Source organism: Haloferax sulfurifontis (assembly GCF_014635105.1).
Taxonomy (GTDB): Archaea; Halobacteriota; Halobacteria; order Halobacteriales; family Haloferacaceae; genus Haloferax; species Haloferax denitrificans.
Genome location: NZ_BMCI01000004.1, coordinates 1 through 16,259, shown reverse-complemented (window position 1 = coordinate 16,259; position 16,259 = coordinate 1). Strand labels below are relative to the sequence as shown.

General features: G+C 64.1%; 20 protein-coding genes. 7 read left to right on the top strand and 13 right to left on the bottom strand.

The window, feature by feature from the left end; translation table 11 throughout:
* The first annotated feature begins 114 nt into the window (after nt 1-114).
* The 5 genes from IEV64_RS11585 (at nt 115) to IEV64_RS11565 (ending at nt 3,560) form a co-directional block, all read left to right on the top strand.
* Nucleotides 115-453 carry a winged helix-turn-helix domain-containing protein gene (locus IEV64_RS11585; RefSeq protein ID WP_007273399.1) on the top strand — a complete coding sequence of 113 codons (339 nt, stop codon included), beginning with the start codon at nt 115-117 and terminating at the stop codon, nt 451-453.
* Between the two features lie 265 nt (nt 454-718).
* Nucleotides 719-1,120, top strand: coding sequence for a hypothetical protein (locus IEV64_RS11580; protein WP_188423933.1), 402 nt, complete (start codon nt 719-721; stop codon nt 1,118-1,120).
* 167 nt (nt 1,121-1,287) lie between these two features.
* A complete protein-coding gene (gene hpt / locus IEV64_RS11575; protein ID WP_004970945.1) occupies nt 1,288-1,854 on the top strand; it encodes a hypoxanthine/guanine phosphoribosyltransferase in 567 nt (188 codons plus the stop codon).
* Between the two features lie 105 nt (nt 1,855-1,959).
* The gene (locus IEV64_RS11570; RefSeq protein ID WP_188423932.1) at nt 1,960-2,634 is read left to right on the top strand and encodes a type 1 glutamine amidotransferase domain-containing protein; all 675 of its coding nucleotides are present in this window, start codon (nt 1,960-1,962) and stop codon (nt 2,632-2,634) included.
* Between the two features lie 80 nt (nt 2,635-2,714).
* Entirely contained in the window at nt 2,715-3,560 is an 846-nt protein-coding gene (locus tag IEV64_RS11565) for an HNH endonuclease (RefSeq protein ID WP_007273402.1), read from the top strand.
* Nucleotides 3,561-3,569: 9 nt separating this feature from the next.
* Here IEV64_RS11565 and IEV64_RS11560 read toward each other — a convergent pair whose 3' ends face one another.
* The gene (locus IEV64_RS11560; protein ID WP_007273403.1) at nt 3,570-3,869 is read right to left on the bottom strand and encodes a transcriptional regulator; all 300 of its coding nucleotides are present in this window, start codon (nt 3,867-3,869) and stop codon (nt 3,570-3,572) included.
* A gap of 113 nt (nt 3,870-3,982) precedes the next feature.
* Here IEV64_RS11560 and IEV64_RS11555 point away from each other — a divergent pair, with 113 nt between their 5' ends.
* A complete protein-coding gene (locus IEV64_RS11555) occupies nt 3,983-4,951 on the top strand; it encodes a nucleotidyltransferase family protein (protein WP_007273404.1) in 969 nt (322 codons plus the stop codon).
* Nucleotides 4,952-4,975: 24 nt separating this feature from the next.
* Here IEV64_RS11555 and IEV64_RS11550 read toward each other — a convergent pair whose 3' ends face one another.
* The 12 genes from IEV64_RS11550 to IEV64_RS11495 form a co-directional block, all read right to left on the bottom strand.
* On the bottom strand, nt 4,976-5,686 hold the full coding sequence (locus tag IEV64_RS11550) for a diphthine--ammonia ligase (RefSeq protein ID WP_004970939.1): 711 nt from the start codon (nt 5,684-5,686) through the stop codon (nt 4,976-4,978).
* Between the two features lie 78 nt (nt 5,687-5,764).
* Nucleotides 5,765-6,718 (bottom strand): phosphoadenosine phosphosulfate reductase family protein, encoded by a 954-nt coding sequence (locus tag IEV64_RS11545; protein ID WP_188423931.1) that lies wholly within the window; start codon nt 6,716-6,718, stop codon nt 5,765-5,767.
* A 122-nt stretch (nt 6,719-6,840) separates the two neighbouring features.
* On the bottom strand, nt 6,841-7,818 hold the full coding sequence (locus tag IEV64_RS11540) for a phosphoadenosine phosphosulfate reductase family protein (protein WP_004970937.1): 978 nt from the start codon (nt 7,816-7,818) through the stop codon (nt 6,841-6,843).
* Nucleotides 7,819-7,955: 137 nt separating this feature from the next.
* On the bottom strand, nt 7,956-8,522 hold the full coding sequence (locus IEV64_RS11535; protein WP_004043858.1) for a DUF7110 family protein: 567 nt from the start codon (nt 8,520-8,522) through the stop codon (nt 7,956-7,958).
* A 168-nt stretch (nt 8,523-8,690) separates the two neighbouring features.
* The gene (locus IEV64_RS11530) at nt 8,691-9,035 is read right to left on the bottom strand and encodes a glutaredoxin family protein (RefSeq protein ID WP_007273406.1); all 345 of its coding nucleotides are present in this window, start codon (nt 9,033-9,035) and stop codon (nt 8,691-8,693) included.
* A gap of 85 nt (nt 9,036-9,120) precedes the next feature.
* Nucleotides 9,121-9,753: a transcriptional regulator GfcR gene (gene gfcR, locus IEV64_RS11525; RefSeq protein WP_004970934.1), complete on the bottom strand. Its 633-nt coding sequence runs from the start codon at nt 9,751-9,753 to the stop codon at nt 9,121-9,123.
* Nucleotides 9,750-10,823, bottom strand: a complete 1,074-nt coding sequence (locus tag IEV64_RS11520; protein ID WP_007273407.1) for a glucose 1-dehydrogenase — start codon at nt 10,821-10,823, stop codon at nt 9,750-9,752. Before IEV64_RS11520 ends, gfcR begins: the two co-directional genes overlap by 4 nt.
* Before the next feature lie 325 nt (nt 10,824-11,148).
* On the bottom strand, nt 11,149-12,540 hold the full coding sequence (gene purB, locus IEV64_RS11515; RefSeq protein WP_007273408.1) for an adenylosuccinate lyase: 1,392 nt from the start codon (nt 12,538-12,540) through the stop codon (nt 11,149-11,151).
* A 198-nt stretch (nt 12,541-12,738) separates the two neighbouring features.
* Complete coding sequence (locus tag IEV64_RS11510; RefSeq protein ID WP_188423930.1) at nt 12,739-13,872, bottom strand: DUF5305 family protein; 1,134 nt, start codon at nt 13,870-13,872, stop codon at nt 12,739-12,741.
* A complete protein-coding gene (locus IEV64_RS11505; RefSeq protein ID WP_007273410.1) occupies nt 13,865-14,164 on the bottom strand; it encodes a hypothetical protein in 300 nt (99 codons plus the stop codon). The genes IEV64_RS11510 and IEV64_RS11505 overlap by 8 nt, the downstream gene beginning before the upstream one ends.
* A 39-nt stretch (nt 14,165-14,203) precedes the next feature.
* Nucleotides 14,204-14,830 carry a signal peptidase I gene (locus tag IEV64_RS11500; RefSeq protein ID WP_083874830.1) on the bottom strand — a complete coding sequence of 209 codons (627 nt, stop codon included), beginning with the start codon at nt 14,828-14,830 and terminating at the stop codon, nt 14,204-14,206.
* A gap of 120 nt (nt 14,831-14,950) precedes the next feature.
* Nucleotides 14,951-15,613: a hypothetical protein gene (locus IEV64_RS11495; RefSeq protein WP_007273412.1), complete on the bottom strand. Its 663-nt coding sequence runs from the start codon at nt 15,611-15,613 to the stop codon at nt 14,951-14,953.
* Between the two features lie 367 nt (nt 15,614-15,980).
* On the opposite strand from IEV64_RS11495, the gene IEV64_RS11490 reads away from it, so the two are divergent.
* Entirely contained in the window at nt 15,981-16,205 is a 225-nt protein-coding gene (locus IEV64_RS11490) for a DUF7344 domain-containing protein (RefSeq protein ID WP_188423929.1), read from the top strand.
* The last annotated feature ends 54 nt before the right edge of the window (nt 16,206-16,259 follow it).

Here is a 16,259-nt window from a genome sequence, read left to right as displayed (position 1 = left end):
GTTACTGGAGTCCCCCGATTCGGCCCTCTGGTACCCCGCTTGCCCGCGCTGAAGGCGGTCACTGCCGCAGGGGCGCAACTACTTTATACGCTCATTCGGAGGCTTTCATCAGAGATGGACGGACGTGCGTCGAGCGACGAACTCCTCGATATACTGGGAGACACCGAGTCCAGGGCACTGCTCGTGGCGCTCCGCCGTGAGTCCCGCACTGCCAAGGAGCTCGGTGAGACGCTCGACCTCTCGCTTCCGACCGTGTACCGGCGGCTCGACCGGCTGTGCGAGTGCGGGCTCGTCAGTTCGGCGACCGAGGTCCGCGACGACGGCACGCACCGCCGCCGCTACGACTGCGACTTCGACGAGACGGTCGTCTCGCTTTCCACCGAGGGGTTCCGGACCGAGGTCCGCTCGACCCCCACGTTATCGAGCGAGCGAGCCGAGACCGGAACCGACTGACGACCGACCGTCCGCGTCCGTGGCTGTCGCGTCCGTTGCGGCCTGTCGAGCCTCGCTTCGCTGTCGTGTCTCTCAGCGTATCGGGTGCTAAACGGCGTCTCACCCGGACTGAGAACCGGTTTTTCAGCGAGAGAAACTACACCTCTACATTTATAGCGACAACTGACAATCTGAGATTCATGATACGTCCAGGCGCGCGCTCCGGGCAGGGAGACGCGCAGCGTCAGGGCAGGGGGGGAAACGAATGATAATCGACCCGTCACGGATGGCATCCGTCAACGGACCGGGACCAGACAGCGAAGTCGCGATGGACGCGCTCTGGGGGACTGCGAAGGGGGCAGTCTCGCTGGTCGCCGTCTACGGTGCGACGGCGTTCGACCTGTTCCACGTCGGCGAGACCGTCCGAGAGGACTTTCGGAGCCGAGACGAACTCGTGGCGCACCTGAGTTCGCTCGCCGAGGAGACTCGGCGCGAGTTCATGGAACGCGGGCTGTTCTCCGGGCTGAGCCCGGTGCAAAACAGCGTCGAGTACCGCTTCGAGGAACGCGACGGTTACGGCGTGTTGCAGGTCTACTGCGGCGGCCGCGGCATGTTGCTTTTCGTCGAACCCGACGAGAACGTCGAGCCGCTCGTGAAGACCGCGTCACAGCTTCTCGGCGGGATGTAACCGCCGCTCCGGAGCGCCGCGCTCCGGACCGAGAATCAGGGTCGGACCGAGAGCGGTCGCGCTCGTCGCCGTCCCCTCCACGAGAGGCGATACCGCACGGCGTGGGTCAGCGTGTCCGAGAGCCTTCGAACCGCCACATTTTATGCCTAACCGGGGAAACGAGCGCCATGGACCAGTTGCGGCAGTCCCTTCTCGACGCGCCGATCATCGAAAAAGGAGACTACGAGTACTTCGTTCATCCCATCAGCGACGGCGTTCCGATGCTGAAGCCGGGGCTCCTCCGCGAGATCGTCATCAAGATAATCCGCAAGGCGAACCTCGAAAACGTCGACAAAATCGTCACGCCCGCGGCGATGGGCATCCACATCTCGACGGCCGTCTCGCTGATGACGGACATCCCGCTCGTCGTCATCCGCAAGCGCGAGTACGGCCTCGACGGCGAGGTGTCGCTCCACCAGCAGACGGGCTACTCCGAGGGCGACATGTTCATCAACGACGTCAACGAGGGCGACCGCGTGCTCGTCCTCGACGACGTGCTCTCGACCGGCGGCACGATGAAGGCCGTTCTCGACGCCCTCGACCACATCGGCGCGGACGTCGTCGACACCGTCGCCATCATCAAGAAGGCCGGTCCGAACGAGCTCGACGACTCCGAACACCACGTCAAGACGCTCATCAACGTGACCGTCGAAGACGGTGAAGTCGTCATCGTCGACGAGCACGGCGACGACTGACCCGACACGACACCGACGCGGCCGCGGCGTCACAGCCGCGTCGCCTTCTCTCGCGGATTTCCGCCTCCGCGGGGCCTTTTTGTGACCGGTCCGTACCCGGGAGCGATGACATCGGCGCTTTTCATCGTCAGCGAAGACGGTTACTGGGGCGAAGAGTGCATCGAGCCGCTTACGAGCTTGACCGACGCCGGCGTCGACGTGACCGTTGCGACGCCGACCGGCGGCGCGCCGGTCGTCGACGAGCGCTCTGTCGACCCCGAGGAGGTCGGCGAGGAACTCGCCGAGCGCGTCGTCGAGGTCCACGAGAACGACGAGCGACTGCAGAATCCGGTGCCGATTGCACGGGTCGACGCCGACGAGTACGACGCCGTGGTGTTCCCCGGCGGCCACGGGACCGCGTGGGACGTCAATCAGGACCGACACGCCCGGCAGGCGCTCCTGCAGGCGGTCGCCGGCGACGACTCGAAGGCGCTCGTCGTCTGCCACGCGGTCGGCATCCTCGGGTTCACCCGCGAGGCCGACGGCTCGTTCCTCGTCGAGGGCCGCGAGGTCACCGGCTTCCCCAACGAGTGGGAAGAGGGCATCGTCGACGACGACGACCTGATGCCGGACGGCCGGAAGCTTCCCTACTGGGTCGAAGACGAGGTGAAGGCCGCCGGCGGCGTCTGGGACGCCGAACTCGACAGCGACACCAGCGTCACCGTCGACGGCGACCTCATCACCGCGCGCGGCCCCGGCTCGTCGGCCGCGGCGGCCCAGACGCTCTTGGACGAACTGTAAGACGCGAACTAGTCGGTCCCATCGGGGCGGCATCCCCGCGCAGGAGAACGTTTTTTCGTCGGTCGGTCGTCCGAACTGGTGTGGAACTCGCAACGCTCTCGCTCGAACCCGGTGAACGGTTGAGCGGGTCAGAGCTCAACTCGCGGTTCGACCGCGGAATGACGGGACGGGGCATCGAAATCTGTTACGACGACGACGACCAACGATATCTCCGTCTCTTTTCGAGCGACACCGGGCCGTACGGCGACGACGTGACCGGCGGCGAGTTCACGTACATCGGAGAGGGACGGACCGGTGACCAGACGCTCACCGGCGGAAACAAGTTTCTCGCGCGGGCGAAACACCACCCGTTACCGATATTCTTCTTCCACCGAAAATCGGGTGAAGCCGACTGGGTGTACCAAGGTCAAGTCGAAGTCGTCGATTACGCGTGCGGCCCGTTCGAAGGCGACGACAGGGACGTCTATCGATTCGTGCTCCGCCGCCGTCACGAAACGCGGGAGCGAGTCGATGAGGAGGAAGCCGCGACAGACCTCGCGCCCGCGGAACGCACCGAGACGACGCGGAGCCGAATCATTCGGAACACGGCGCTCGCGACCGAGTTGAAAGCGCGGTACTCCCACACGTGCCAAGTCTGTGGAGAGCGCCGTCGTCGGGGGGTTCACGACGGGTACGCCGAAGCGCATCATCTCAGACCGCTCGGTCGACCTCACGACGGTCCGGACGTCGAGGCGAACCTCCTCGTCCTCTGTCCCGACCACCACGCGGACTTCGACTACGGCATGATTGCGGTCGACCCCGAGACGCACACCATCTCCCACGCCTACGAGCGCGAGTTAGACGGCGATTCGCTCTCTGTCCGCGAGGACCACGACCTCGGTTCCGCGTTTCTCGACTACCACAACCGAACCATCGCGTCGTTTTGACCGGTCTCGTTATTCGATTTTGAACACGGCCTCTTCGATGCCCTCGCTTCGGCACTCCGGACACCGCGAGGGGTAGTTCACGGGGTCGTCGAAGGCGTTGAACCCGCAGTGTTTGCACTCCGGCGGCGCGACGAGGAACTGCTCGCCTTCTTCCCCGTGGACCGTTCGGGCGACGTGTTGGAGGTGGCCGTACACCGACGACACCGAGACGCCGACGCTCGCCGAGAGTTCGGAGGCCGTCGCGGGGTCGTCGCGGAGGGCGTCGGCGATGCGCTGGCGGGCCGTCGTGTCGGACTCCCGGGCTGTCATATCGCTGGGTTGGGAGCCGAAGGGAAAATCCCTTGCGCCGCCGCCCGCCCAGAAATGTCAGCAATATAGAGAGGATGCAAAAAGGCCTTGTCCACGTGGCGGGATTTGAGGATATGAAGGCTGTCGTCCTTGCCGGTGGGTACGCGACGCGTCTGTGGCCGATTACCAAACACCGACCCAAGATGTTCTTGCCGGTCGGTGACCAGACGGTCATCGACACCATCTTCGAAGACCTGGAGGCCGACGACCGGGTCTCCGAGGTGTTCGTGAGCACGAACGAGCGCTTCGCCGACGCGTTCGAGGAGTACATCGACGAGTCGCCGTTCGAAAAACCGACGCTGTCGGTCGAAGACACGAGCGAAGAAGACGAGAAGTTCGGCGTCGTCGGCGCGCTCGCCCAACTCATCGACCGCGAGGAGGTCGACGAGGACCTCGTCGTCATCGCGGGCGACAACCTCATCAGCTTCGACGTGGCCGACTTCGTGGACTTCTTCTACGAGAAGAACGCGCCGTGTCTCGCCGCCTACGACGTGGGCGACAAAGAGCTCGCGAAGGCCTACGGCCTCGTCGAACTTGACGGCGACCGCGTCATCAACTTCCAGGAGAAGCCCGAAGACCCCAAGAGCACGCTCGTCTCCATCGCCTGCTACGCCATCCCGGCGGGCGACCTCCCCAAGTTCGACGAGTATCTCTCCGGCGACAACAACCCCGACGAGCCCGGCTGGTTCATGCAGTGGCTCCAGCAGAACGGCGACCTGTTCGCCTACACGTTCGACGAGGCGTGGTTCGACATCGGGACGCCCCAGAGCTACCTCGACGCCGTGGCGTGGTACCTCGGCGGCGAGAACTACATCCACGAGTCGGCGACGCTCACGAACACGGAGGTCGGAACCAACGTCCACGTCATGGCCGACGCGGTGGTCGAAGACTCCGTCCTCGAAGAGTCCGTGGTGTTCCCCGGGGCGGTCATCCGAAACGCGGAGCTCAAAAGCTCCATCGTCGACGAGGAGACCCACATCGATAGCCTCGACCTCTCGAACGCCCTCATCGGGGCGCACTCGCGGTTGACGAACGGGCAGTAACGCGGTCGCGCGGTTTCGTATTTCTTAGCCGAGGTACGCGTCGGTGATGCGGAGCCTGCCGTGGGTCCCCTCCCACTCCGTCTCGTACTCCAGTTCGATGGGTCGGTCCATGTGCGGGCCGTCGGTGACGAGCGTCTCGAACTCGCCGCCCTCGCCGAGGATGTGGACGCCGTACCGCTCGTTGAGCGCCTCCAGTTCGTCGAGCGCGTCGGCGTCGAGCGTCCGGCCGAGCCACGACTCGTCGAGGCCGTGGGCCGCGACCTGAATGATGGTGATTTCGAAGCCCGCCGCGAGCATGGCGTCGCCGAGTTCGCGGGGGTCTTCCTGCCACAGCGGGGCGAACAGGTCGATTCCGAGGCGGTCGCACATCGCCTGAATCCGGTCGGTCTGGAACTCGCTTTCGATGGCCCCGGCGGTGACGCCCGCGAGGTCGATGTCGGACTGGAGGTCCGACAGCGCCGCTTCGAGGGGTTCGAGCTCGGCGTCGCCCTGCGCGCCGGAGTCGGCGGCGTCGGTCGCTTCGAGGTCGCCGGGGTGGACCTCCACGAGCTCGATGCCGGTGCTCTCGGCGGCGAGCGCGGCGAGGTCCGTCGCCGGCACGTGGTACATGTACGAGTCGTCGCTGGGGTGGACGGTCAGGAGGCGGGTGACGTTCAACCCCTCTTCGAGCGCGCGGTAGAGCGCCCACGAGGAGTCCTTTCCGCCGGAGAAGAGGCTGACCCACTCGGCTGTCATGGAGGCGATAACGTGTTGGAGGAGTTAGGCGCTACGGTGTTCGCGCGGCGGCCCCGCGTCTGCGTGACTCGCGTGAGACTACATATACCCCAAATCGCGGAGCCGACCCATCAGGTCCTCTTTGTCCTGCGCGCGCCCCTCGCGTTCCGCGCTCGCGCCGAGGTCCTGCACCCACGCGGGGCGGTCGTCGGACTTCGCCGAGCCGGATTCGGTGCCGAGCGAGCGGTAGCCCTCGAAGTACTTCGGCGAGACGGGGAGGTCGGCGGGTTCGACACCGTCGGGAAGGTCGTCGATGGACGCGGGGACGTGACCGGCGGGGTAGCCCTCGACCGAGTCGGGGACGATGCACTCCCAGAACGCCGCCCACACGTCGGCTTCTTCGAACTGGAGGATGGAGTGGACGCGGTCGTGCGGCGGGTATTTCTCGGAATCGTGGCGGGGGCTGAAGAACGTCTCGTCGGCGCGAGACTCCTGTTCGTCCCAGCGGACGCCCGAGAAGACGCCGTCGAAACCGCGGTCTTCGAGGGTGTCGTTGAGCGCGACGGTCTTCAGCAAGTGGTTGCCCTCGAAGCTGTCGGCGTCGAGGACGACAGTCTCGCCCTCGTAGCCGAGGCGGGCGAGTTCGCGTCGGGTGTCGTCGCCGAGGTTCGAGACGGGAATCTCGTCGCCGGGTGACGCGCCGAGACGTGCGATGTCCCCGTTGCGGGCGACGACGAGGTCGAGGCCCCAGCGGTCGGCCCACTCGCGGACGAACGCCTCGGTCTCGTCGAAGTGCTCGAAGTGGTCGATGAAGACGACCGGCGGCACGGCGACGCCGGTGTCGTCGGCGACCTCGCGGACGACGTAGAGGACGAGCGTGGAGTCCTTCCCGCCGGTCCACATGACGGCCGGGCGCTCGTACTGTTCGAGCGCGGTCGCGGTCACCGCGGCCGCCTTCTCGAGTTTGTCCGCCAGCGTCGGGTAGTCCGCGGCGGTCTCCTCGCGGCCGTCGTCGTAGTCGACGTGGAGGTAGTCGGGAAACGAGAGGCTCATACGACAGGTGTCGCTCGCAGAGCATATCGCTGTTTCCGCTGTGGGACGGTCGCAGTCGCTCTCGAAGCGGGGCCGCGAAAAAGTGACCGCGTGGCGACGTTCGCGTTAGATATCGACCGTCGTCACATGTAGCCGAGGTCGCGCAGGCGCTCCATCAGGTCCTCTTTGTCCTGGGCGCGGCCCGCGCGCTCGGTCGTGTTCTCCATGTCCTGTAGCCACGCCGGTTCCTCGGCGGACTTGTCGGTCGAAACCTCGCTTCCGAGGCTCCGGAAGCCGGCGAAGTACTTCGGCGAGACGGGCACGTCCTCCTGCGTGACGCCCTCGGGGAGGTCGGTGTCGCTCGTCGGGACGTAGCCGTCTTCGGGGTAGTTCTCGACGGTGTCCGGGACCGCGAAGTACCAGAAGGCGTCCCAGACGGCGCTCTCCTCGAACTGGAGGATGGGTTGAATGCGGTCGTGCGGGGGGTAGATGTCGGGGTCGTGACGGGGGCTGAAGAACGTCTCGTCGGCGCGGGCCTCCTGTTCGTCCCAGCGGACGCCGGAGATGACGCCGTCGATGTCGTACTCCTCGAGGGTGTCGTTGAGCGCGACGGTCTTCAGCAGGTGGTTGCCGACGTAGGTGTCGAGCAGGAAGGGGAACGTGTCCTCCTCGTACTCGAGGATGTTGCGGATGTGGTGCTGGTTGTGCTCGGAGAGTTCGGAAACCGGGATGTCGTCGCCGGGTTCGAGGCCGTTCTCGTCGACGTACGCGCCGACGTCCTCGTTGCGCGCCCAGATGACGTCGAGGTCCCACTCGTCGGCCCAGTGCTCGACGAAGTCCATGATCTCGTCGAAGTGCTGGTAGTGGTCGATGAAGACCGCCGGCGGGACGTCGAGGTCGTAGCGCTCCGCGACCTCCTTGATGAAGTAGAGCGTGAGCGTCGAGTCCTTGCCGCCGGTCCACATCACGGCGGGGTTCTCGTACTGTTCGAGGCCCTGCTTCGTGACCTCGATGGCCTTCTCGATTTTGTCCTCGATACTCGGGTAGTCCTCCGGCGTCTCTCCCTCGCCGTCGGTGTAGTCGACGTCGAGGTAATCCGGGAAGGCTTCGGCTTCCGACATGGTGTGTAATTACATCTAATTAGGCAGTGTAAATGCTTTTTGCCCGAGAAGTCGCGTGCGTCGTGATACCGCCGAACACGATTTGGGCCGCTGGCTCACGTAATTCGGCGGTGACGAGATGGGGAGATACGACGCGGTTAGGAGATGAACTTGTTGTCGCGCCAGTTGATTCCGCTGTCCGAGGAACCGTTCTGCTGTGGGTTCTCGACGACTTCGACGGAGGCGGCACGCACCTCGCCCTCGACGATGCGCGTCGCCTGCAGTTCGTCGCTCTCCTCGGTGATTGCGGTCAGCGTTCCCTTCTCCGAGAGCATCGCGATCTCCCGGAGGACGAGGAACATCGGGTACTGGAGCGCCGTGTTCTGGAGCACGGTTTCGAGGTCGCCTTTGAAGCAGGCGAACTCGACGAGCTCGGAGGGAATCTCCTCTTCTTCTTCATCTCCCCAGTTGGGCGCTCCCGCTCGGGGGGGCTCTTCTTCGTAGACGCGGTTTTCCGTCACGCTCGCTTTCAACTGGGCCGTCGGCGTGTACTTGCTGAGGTTGTCGTCGGCGGAGACGGCTTTGATGATGAGGGTGTTGTTTCGGCGGGTGATGTCTACGTTCTCGACCTCAGGCGGCAGTTCTGGGTCGTTTTCGAAGTAGTCCATCACGTCTTCGAGTGGCAGTTCCAACGTCGAATGGAGTCGATATACGCGGCCTGACATTGTTGGCTTCGGTATCGACGAGAGCCACGGTGCGGGCGCACCCGGATGGCGATACCTGTGTGCATGTACGAGTTCGAGGCTTATATGGCCTCCCCTTCTCGTTAGCCGAAAGATACAAAGTCGCCGTCCGGCCGCGGTCGGGCGGTCTGTCGGGGGCGCTCCCGGCGGTCAGTTCGCGCCGGTCAGCGTCGCTTCGAGTTCGCCGCGCTCGTCGAGCTCTTCGAGGATGTCACTGCCGCCGACGAACTCGCCGTCGACGAACGTCTGCGGGATGGTCTCCCAGTCGCTTTTCTCCTTGAGCGCCTCGCGGTAGTGCGGGAGCGCGGGCAGTACGTCCACGGTCTCGAACTCGTCGACGTACTGGGAGATGAGGTCGACCGCCTTCGCGGAGTAGCCGCACTGCGGCATCAGGCGGTTGCCCTTCATGAACAGGACGACGCGGTTGTCCGCGACGGCCTCGTCGACGCGGGTCTGCACTTCTTCGGGGTCCAAACTCTCCGGTTGGAACGTCATGCACCCAGCTAGCGGCCGGGCGGACAAAGGAGTTGCGTCGCGGTCGGGTCGGGAACCGACGACCCGCGCCGACCGAGACGGCGGCTTACTGCTCGCCGACGCGGACGACGTTGATGAGCGAGTGGACGGGGACGCCGTCTATCTCTTCGACGCCCTGCTTGTCGACGATGACCACGCACGCGAGCGGCTCGCCGCCCTCGGAGCGGATGGCGTCGATGGTCTCGCGGAGGGTCGTGCCGCTCGTCACCGTGTCGTCGACGATGAAGCAGTCGCGGCCCTCGACGGGCGAGAAGTTCCGGGAGAAGCCGCCGCCGAGGTCTTCGAGGTCGCCTTCGTCCCACTGGTGTTTCGCGGGCGAGTACGCGCCGAGCGTCGTTTCGAGTTCGCGCGAGACGGAGGTGGCGAGGGGGACGCCCGCCTTCTCGATGCCGACGGTCACGTCGGCCTCGCCGTTCGTCTCCATGAGCAGATCGGCGAGCGCGCGCCCGACGTAGGTGAGGCGCTTGCCGCCGCTCCCGATGGCGTTCCAGTCGACGTGGATGTCGTCGGGGCCGTCGGGCTCCGCACGGGGCTCGGGTTCGGTCGCCGCGCCGCTTCGTTCGACAAGCCAGCTGGCCGTCTCGCGGGAGACGTTCAACTCGTCGGCAATCTCGCCTTTCGAGAGGCCGCGGTCCGCGAGCTCAGCCGCGCTGGCGATGAGGTCGTCGACGTTCTTCATACAGTACCGAATTCGATGGCGGTTTTTATAGTGGTGTCGTCGTCTTCGAATGCTGCTTCGAACTCCGAAAGCGGGTGGACGCCGGTGACCAAATCGCGGAGGAACCACCGGGGAAGCTTGGTGAACGTCACGGTCGCGGCCTCGAAGTGCTTGACGTGGGAGTTGACGCTTCCGACGAGCGCCTTGTTGTGGAGCACCATCTCGCGGTGGAACGCGCCGGCGTCGACCTCGAACTTCCAGTCGCTCGGGACGCCGAGGAGCGCGGCGACGCCGTTGGGCGCGAGCGCCTGCACCGACTGGATGGCGTGTTTGGGGAAGCCGGTCGCCTCGTAGATGAAGTCCATGCCCTCGTGTGCGGTCGGAACCTCCCCGACCGGCGTCTCGCGGGAGTCGACGTACGTCGCGCCGAGTCTCTCGATGATGTCGATAGTCGGGTCGGGGCGGTCGCGCCGACCGAGGCAGTAGAGGTTCTCGTAGCCCTTGTCGTCGGCTCTCAGCATGGCGAGCGTCAGGAGCCCGAGGCTCCCGTTGCCGAGGACGAGCGCCGACGAGGGGTTCCAATCGAACGCGGACCGACTCGCGTAGGCGTGCTCGCGCGCCTTCTCGGTGATGGAGATGGGTTCGATGAGGAAGCCGAGGTCGGCCTGCGAGCGCGGGATGCGAACGAGGTAGTTCGAGGGGCTGGTGAAGTACTCGGACATGAAGCCGTGCGCGCCGACGATACCGCGTTCGGCGTACATCCCGTCGGGAGCCATGTCGGGTTGATTCTTTTCGAAGTACTCGTTGGTCCCCGACGCCGGCGGGCGGCGGACCGTCGGCACGACGATGTCGCCTTCCTCCAGTTCGGTGTCGTTCGGGTCGACGACGACGCCGACCGCCTCGTGGCCGAGCACGAGGTGGTCTTCGCCCTCGGGGAACCCGCCGTGACCGCCGGCGATGACCTCGTGGTCCGTCCCGTCCACGCCGACCCGAAGCGTCCGGACGAGCGCCTCCCCGGCGTCGGGTTCCGGTCGCGGCTTCTCGATGACGACCGGCTTGTCTTCCCCGCGCTCGACGGCGATTGCTTTCATACACCCACCAACGCACCACCCCACCAAAAGACTTATTCTATGATGAGTAAATAATTTAGCCACGGTGAGCGCCCAGCGTCGTCACACCAGCCCATGACGCACCGCATCGCGCGGACCAGCCTGTCCAGCCCACCCGTGCCGGCGCTCTCCGAACCCGTGCCCGAACCGCGCCGAGGCCGATATCCCGTGCCCGTCGGCCTCTGAGGCGGATTCGGGTTTCTCCTGACGGTCGCTCCGCTCAGCGACGCGTTCGACCGACTCCGAAAAGAAAGCGTGTCGATTCGGCAGATGGATGGCCCGACGGCTCGACGGCCCGGCCGACCGCTCAGTTGTCGATGTCGTCGACGAGTTCGTCCGCGAGGCCGACGTACGTCGCGGGCGTGAGCGCGAGCAGTTCCTCGCGGGTGTCCTCGTCCACGTCGAGGTCCGCAAACAGGTCGTGGAAGTCGCCGAGGGTCACCTCGCGGCCGCGGGTGAGCTCCTTCACCCGCTCGTAGGCCTGCGTATCGCCCTCGCGGCGGAGAATCGTCTGGACGGCCTCGCCGATGATGGCGGGCGTGTCGTCGAGTTCGTCGCGCATGACCTGCTCGTTCGGGACGACCTTGCCGAGGCCGGTCTGGGTCTTCTTGTAGCCGATGAGGCAGTGGGCGAACGCCGCGCCGACGTTGCGCTTGACCGTGGAGTCCGAGAGGTCGCGCTGGAGGCGCGAGGTCGTCACGTAGTCGGCGAGGAACGTCAGGTCGGCGTTCGCCTTCGAGAGGTTGCCCTCGGAGTTCTCGAAGTCGATGGGGTTGACCTTGTGCGGCATCGTCGACGAGCCGGTCTCGCCCTCGACGGCCTCCTGTCCGAGGTAGCGGTCGGAGACGTACAGCCACGCGTCGCGGTCGAGATCGACGAGGACGTTGTTGACGCCGCGGACGGCGTCGAACAGCGCCGCGAGGTCGTCGCAGGGGTTGACCTGCGTGGCGAGCGCGGTGTGGTCGAGGCCGAGCGACCCGACGAACTCGCGGGAGAACGCCCGCCAGTCCACGTCGGGGTAGGCGGCGACGTGGGCCGCGTAGACGCCCGACGCGCCCGCGAGCTTGCCGGCGAGGTCGTCGGTCGCGGCCTCGACGCGGGCGAGCGTCCGGCCGAGGCGGGCGGCGTAGACGGCCATCTCCTTGCCGAACGTCGTCGGCGTCGCGGGCTGACCGTGGGTGCGCGCGAGCATGGGAACGTCGCGGAACTCCCGCGCGAGCGAGACGAGTTCGTCGCGGGTGTCACGGAGTTCGGGCACGAGGACTTCCTCGACCGCGCCCTTCACCATGAGGCGCTGGGCGAGGTTGTTCACGTCCTCGGAGGTGAGTCCGAAGTGAATCCACGGGTGGACCGACTCGTCGGTCTCGGTGCGGATGAAGTACTCGACGGCCTTCACGTCGTGGTTCGTCGCCGAGAAGCCTTCCGCGCCCTCGACTTCGAGCCGCTTCACGAGGTCGGCGTCGTCGGCGTCGAACTCCTCGTAGAGCGCCCGGAGGTCGGCGCGCTCGTCCTCGTCGAACGAAAGCGGCGTCGCGTCGAGGTCGGCGAGCGCGAGGAGGTACTCCACTTCGACTTCCACGCGGGCGCGCATGAGCGCGGCCTCGCTCACGTGCGGCGCGAGAGGTGCGGTTCGAGAGGCGTATCGCCCGTCGAGCGGGGACACCGCGTACAGCGGGTCGTGCCGGTCGGCGTCGGTCATGTCTGAGCCGTCACGATGGGGGAGGTTAAACGCCGGGGGTTCGTCTCTTGAGAAGATACACGGACGTGAGCATCACACGGGCGATTTTCGGATAACTGCCGCGATGATGTACACGTACACGGTTATCTTGGTGTGACGTGCTGTACCGTGGTCGCAGTGATGGGTGCGGAGGGTTTCCGCCCCTCCGTCAGCTATCGGTCAGGGACCGCTGTCGGCTTCTTCGGTGTCGTCGTCGTCAGCGTCGTCAACGTCCTCGCCCGCCCCAGCGTGAGGTTGTTCGGGAACATGGCTGTAGATGATGTCTCCGTCGACGACGTGGAACCCACCGCACACGTCGTCTTCGATGACTCTCGAATTCGAATCGACGGCGACGTCGACGAGTCCGTCGAGAGTTTCGACTTCGATTACCGGGTTCTCTCGAATCGTCTCGGGTATCCTCCCGCGGGAAATCCACTCGTCGTTGGCGGCTCTCTTCTCGATACTGTCCAGCCGGTCTCGTTCGCTGGCGGTCAGCGGTGGGAAGCGCGTCAGCCGCCCGACAGCTACTGAAAGCAGACCGAGTCCACCGAACGCCAGTAACGCGACACTTCCGACTCGACGGAGTAGTCCGCGTTGCGGTTCTGTCTCGATGGTCCCGACGAAGTCGAACTGTTTCGGAGGCGTCTCACCCGTTATCCTGAACGTCTTGTCACCCGGATACTCCCCGAATAGTTTGTAGTCTATCGTCTCGTCGACTCTCTTTCCATCGACAGTCCCGCTGACGTGTGTTCTGACGATGATAGTCGCCTCGACCCGTCCGGGGGCAGTGCCGAGGTCGTCCTGCACACGAGCGGCGTGCCGGGCGGTCTCGTTGACGTCGAACGGGAATCTGAGCTGTGCGGATTCACCGGGGTTGAGCGACGTCACACGTTTTTCGCCGAGTGACTCCGTCTGACTCCAGTACTCGATGCGCCCCTGCTCGACGCGTCCCGTCTGGTTGAGTCGGATGAAGGCGTTCATCTCCACGTCCACGTCCCCCTCGGCCGCGTCTCGATAGCGGTACGTGAACGTCTGGCCGATGTCGTCGATGATGTGGGGAAAGTACACCGACCGGTTCTCTAATACCGTTCCGTTATCGTAGAGCGTACTGCTGTTCGTCACGATGGCGGTATGAGAAAAATCGCCACTGGACGTCCACGAATCGACGACTGCCTCTTGTGTCTGCACCGGTGGCGAAACGTGGGTCGTATACGTGGTCCACCCGCCGACCACCGTGAGGACGACGAACCCGATAATCAAGACCGTCTGCCACTTGTCGAGGAACGCGCGACGCCGAAGGTTCGTTTCAGACATCTATCCCGATGCTCCACTGTAGCTTCGTTTCGGTCGAATCCGGCGCAGGCGTGCAGTCTGTGTCCGTCTGTTCTTCCGCCGTCGCGGTCGTTTGACTCTCTGAGTCCGTGTCCGCGGAGTCACACGTTTCGAGAGTTTCGGCATCGGTCTCGGTGACACCGAAATCGCTTCCGGCGCTCACCGTGCCGGTTATCTCCTCTGTATCTTCTAACGTCGCCCCCGTGAACTGTCCCCCAACGGCGACTGCCCCGAGGAGGACGACCCCCACTATGAATATCCGTCTCATTTTCATGGTTTTCCCTCACAGATTTGACCGACCTCTATCGCGTTCTCATCGGTTCCGATTCCGTTCGCCACGTTCGAGACGGGCGGCTCTGTCCGTTTGTCCGGTCACCGCGACGAGTTCTCTGACCTCTGAGAGGACGAGCACCGACGCCGGGAGTACGACGACAATCGCCACCCACATTCGACTCGATCGCTCGGCAAAGAGGAAGACCTGTCCGACTACTGGAACAGCAAAGACCACGCGCCCGACCACGTCGTCGCCTTGCACCGGGACGACGTCCGGCTCTTCGTTCGCGTCGCCTTTGGTCGTGAACGTCGTGGATTCCCCCGCGTGGTTCACGCCGACGACTCGGTGCGTCGTTCTGCCCGCCGCGTTTCTCATCCCCGCTTGACCAGTGTCGTTGAACGTGATGACGTCTCCTTCCTCGATGTGTTCTGGCCGGACAGATTCGACCACGACGACGTCACCGGGGTTGTACGTCGGAACCATGCTCGAAGAGAGGACGACGAAGTTGTGGAGTCCACCGGCGATAGCCGTGGTCCCGATCACGACGAACGGCAGTGTGACGAGGAGGACGGCGACAGCGACAGCGACCCTAGTCTTTTTCGACCCGGAGGTCTGTCTGTCACGTCTCCGGTCCGTTCGCCCACGATTCCGTCGCTTAGGACGCATCACGTCACCACCTTCGACGTCTCCGGTCAGACACTTGGTTATAGTATGTGTAACGCCCGGGACAGGATCCGTCTGCAGAGAGTTTCATTAGGAAAAATATGAGTCGCGGTCGCCGCCCGATTAGCTCGACGCGTCGGTCTCGCCTTTGACCTGAATCTTGAGATTCAGCTGGTCGAGCATCGCCTGGTTGTTCTGGGGGTGGTTCTGGAACGTGAATCTGAGCGTGAACTCGTACTCGTTGTCGCCTGGGCGGAGGTGCGGGTCGATGCGCCGGCACTTCCAGCCCTGGTTTTGAATGTCGCGAATGTTCCCCTTGAACCATCTGTACTCTGGTCCGCCGCCGACCGGGTTCAGACGGCCTTCGACCACGAGGAACTTGTCGAGCTCACCACCGTTACCACTGTCTTTGTCAGTCTCCGGTTCTGGAACTCCGTCTTCGAGGTCGTCCATGATGTCGATATTGTAACAGAGCGCCTCGATGTCGATGGCGGAGTCCAGCTGATTCGGCGGGTCGTTCTTGAGCGTGTACGTCTTAGCTCGCGTCTCACCGGGCTCCATCCCTTTGAGCGTGAAATCGTCAGGAACCGGAGAGCCAGATGCGACTAAGTCGATCTGGCCGGACTTGACGCGCCCCGGGTTGTCTTCGTTCGTCAGGTCTTCGACGTCCGTGAATTCGGCCATCGTCCCCATCCCTGCGACGGCGCTGACTGCGCCGATAGTCGTGAGTCCACTGAGCACCTTGCGGCGCGTCAGGTCGAGCTTGCCTCGGTCTTTCTTTGGCATGTTTTCGTTTGTCGTCTTGTGGTCTGCGTTGGTTTGCTTCCGATGCCCCGTACACGCCTTCTCTCGTCGAATTCTGCCTTTGCATCCTCCGACGCGATTCTGAGCGAGTGTACACCTCGACCCATTACCTATCACTTTGTAGTTATGTACTAATCAACATGTTTGGGTGACTGTATTGTAGATCAAAAGAGACATATTCGGAGTTTAGAACGTCGTTAATCCGGGATTCTCGGGGCTACCTCGTCTCAATCTGCCGATTACTGCCGTGGCTAGTCGTCACGTCGCTGACGACCCCGTTCGTAAGGGCATAACTAATGAGACATCTCTCGAATGCCGCTCTGCGAGTACATACCGACACTATCTGAAAATGGATCGGATCATGAAGTTGCGAAACATCTCCCGACGCGGCAGAGGCGAGAGGGCTCGAGAGCCGAGTTTGTCGCGGAGCGAGGCGTTCGACGTGCTCAGCAATCAACGTCGACGGTTCGTCCTTCACATACTGAAGCAACGGGAGAACTCGGTGTATCTCAGGGAGATCGCGGAGCAAGTCGCCGCGTGGGAGTCCGGTAAACAGGTCGAAGGGCTGTGTTGAATCGCCATACTGCATTCGAATTCACTGTTTCACGAAGCGTTTGATGTTGTAGAC

What these genes read in the sequence shown, in the direction of transcription:
- IEV64_RS11495 (WP_007273412.1), bottom strand. Translation starts at nt 15,613, where the DNA reads ATGCCAAAGAAAGACCGAGGCAAGCTCGACCTGACGCGCCGCAAGGTG.
- hpt (WP_004970945.1), top strand. Translation starts at nt 1,288, where the DNA reads ATGGACCAGTTGCGGCAGTCCCTTCTCGACGCGCCGATCATCGAAAAA.
- IEV64_RS11535 (WP_004043858.1), bottom strand. Translation starts at nt 8,522, where the DNA reads ATGTCAGGCCGCGTATATCGACTCCATTCGACGTTGGAACTGCCACTC.
- IEV64_RS11540 (WP_004970937.1), bottom strand. Translation starts at nt 7,818, where the DNA reads ATGTCGGAAGCCGAAGCCTTCCCGGATTACCTCGACGTCGACTACACC.
- IEV64_RS11510 (WP_188423930.1), bottom strand. Translation starts at nt 13,872, where the DNA reads ATGTCTGAAACGAACCTTCGGCGTCGCGCGTTCCTCGACAAGTGGCAG.
- purB (WP_007273408.1), bottom strand. Translation starts at nt 12,540, where the DNA reads ATGACCGACGCCGACCGGCACGACCCGCTGTACGCGGTGTCCCCGCTC.
- IEV64_RS11585 (WP_007273399.1), top strand. Translation starts at nt 115, where the DNA reads ATGGACGGACGTGCGTCGAGCGACGAACTCCTCGATATACTGGGAGAC.
- IEV64_RS11550 (WP_004970939.1), bottom strand. Translation starts at nt 5,686, where the DNA reads ATGACAGCCGAGTGGGTCAGCCTCTTCTCCGGCGGAAAGGACTCCTCG.
- IEV64_RS11505 (WP_007273410.1), bottom strand. Translation starts at nt 14,164, where the DNA reads ATGAAAATGAGACGGATATTCATAGTGGGGGTCGTCCTCCTCGGGGCA.
- IEV64_RS11520 (WP_007273407.1), bottom strand. Translation starts at nt 10,823, where the DNA reads ATGAAAGCAATCGCCGTCGAGCGCGGGGAAGACAAGCCGGTCGTCATC.
- IEV64_RS11530 (WP_007273406.1), bottom strand. Translation starts at nt 9,035, where the DNA reads ATGACGTTCCAACCGGAGAGTTTGGACCCCGAAGAAGTGCAGACCCGC.
- IEV64_RS11580 (WP_188423933.1), top strand. Translation starts at nt 719, where the DNA reads ATGGCATCCGTCAACGGACCGGGACCAGACAGCGAAGTCGCGATGGAC.
- IEV64_RS11500 (WP_083874830.1), bottom strand. Translation starts at nt 14,830, where the DNA reads ATGCGTCCTAAGCGACGGAATCGTGGGCGAACGGACCGGAGACGTGAC.
- IEV64_RS11570 (WP_188423932.1), top strand. Translation starts at nt 1,960, where the DNA reads ATGACATCGGCGCTTTTCATCGTCAGCGAAGACGGTTACTGGGGCGAA.
- IEV64_RS11490 (WP_188423929.1), top strand. Translation starts at nt 15,981, where the DNA reads ATGGATCGGATCATGAAGTTGCGAAACATCTCCCGACGCGGCAGAGGC.
- IEV64_RS11560 (WP_007273403.1), bottom strand. Translation starts at nt 3,869, where the DNA reads ATGACAGCCCGGGAGTCCGACACGACGGCCCGCCAGCGCATCGCCGAC.
- IEV64_RS11545 (WP_188423931.1), bottom strand. Translation starts at nt 6,718, where the DNA reads ATGAGCCTCTCGTTTCCCGACTACCTCCACGTCGACTACGACGACGGC.
- IEV64_RS11555 (WP_007273404.1), top strand. Translation starts at nt 3,983, where the DNA reads ATGAAGGCTGTCGTCCTTGCCGGTGGGTACGCGACGCGTCTGTGGCCG.
- gfcR (WP_004970934.1), bottom strand. Translation starts at nt 9,753, where the DNA reads ATGAAGAACGTCGACGACCTCATCGCCAGCGCGGCTGAGCTCGCGGAC.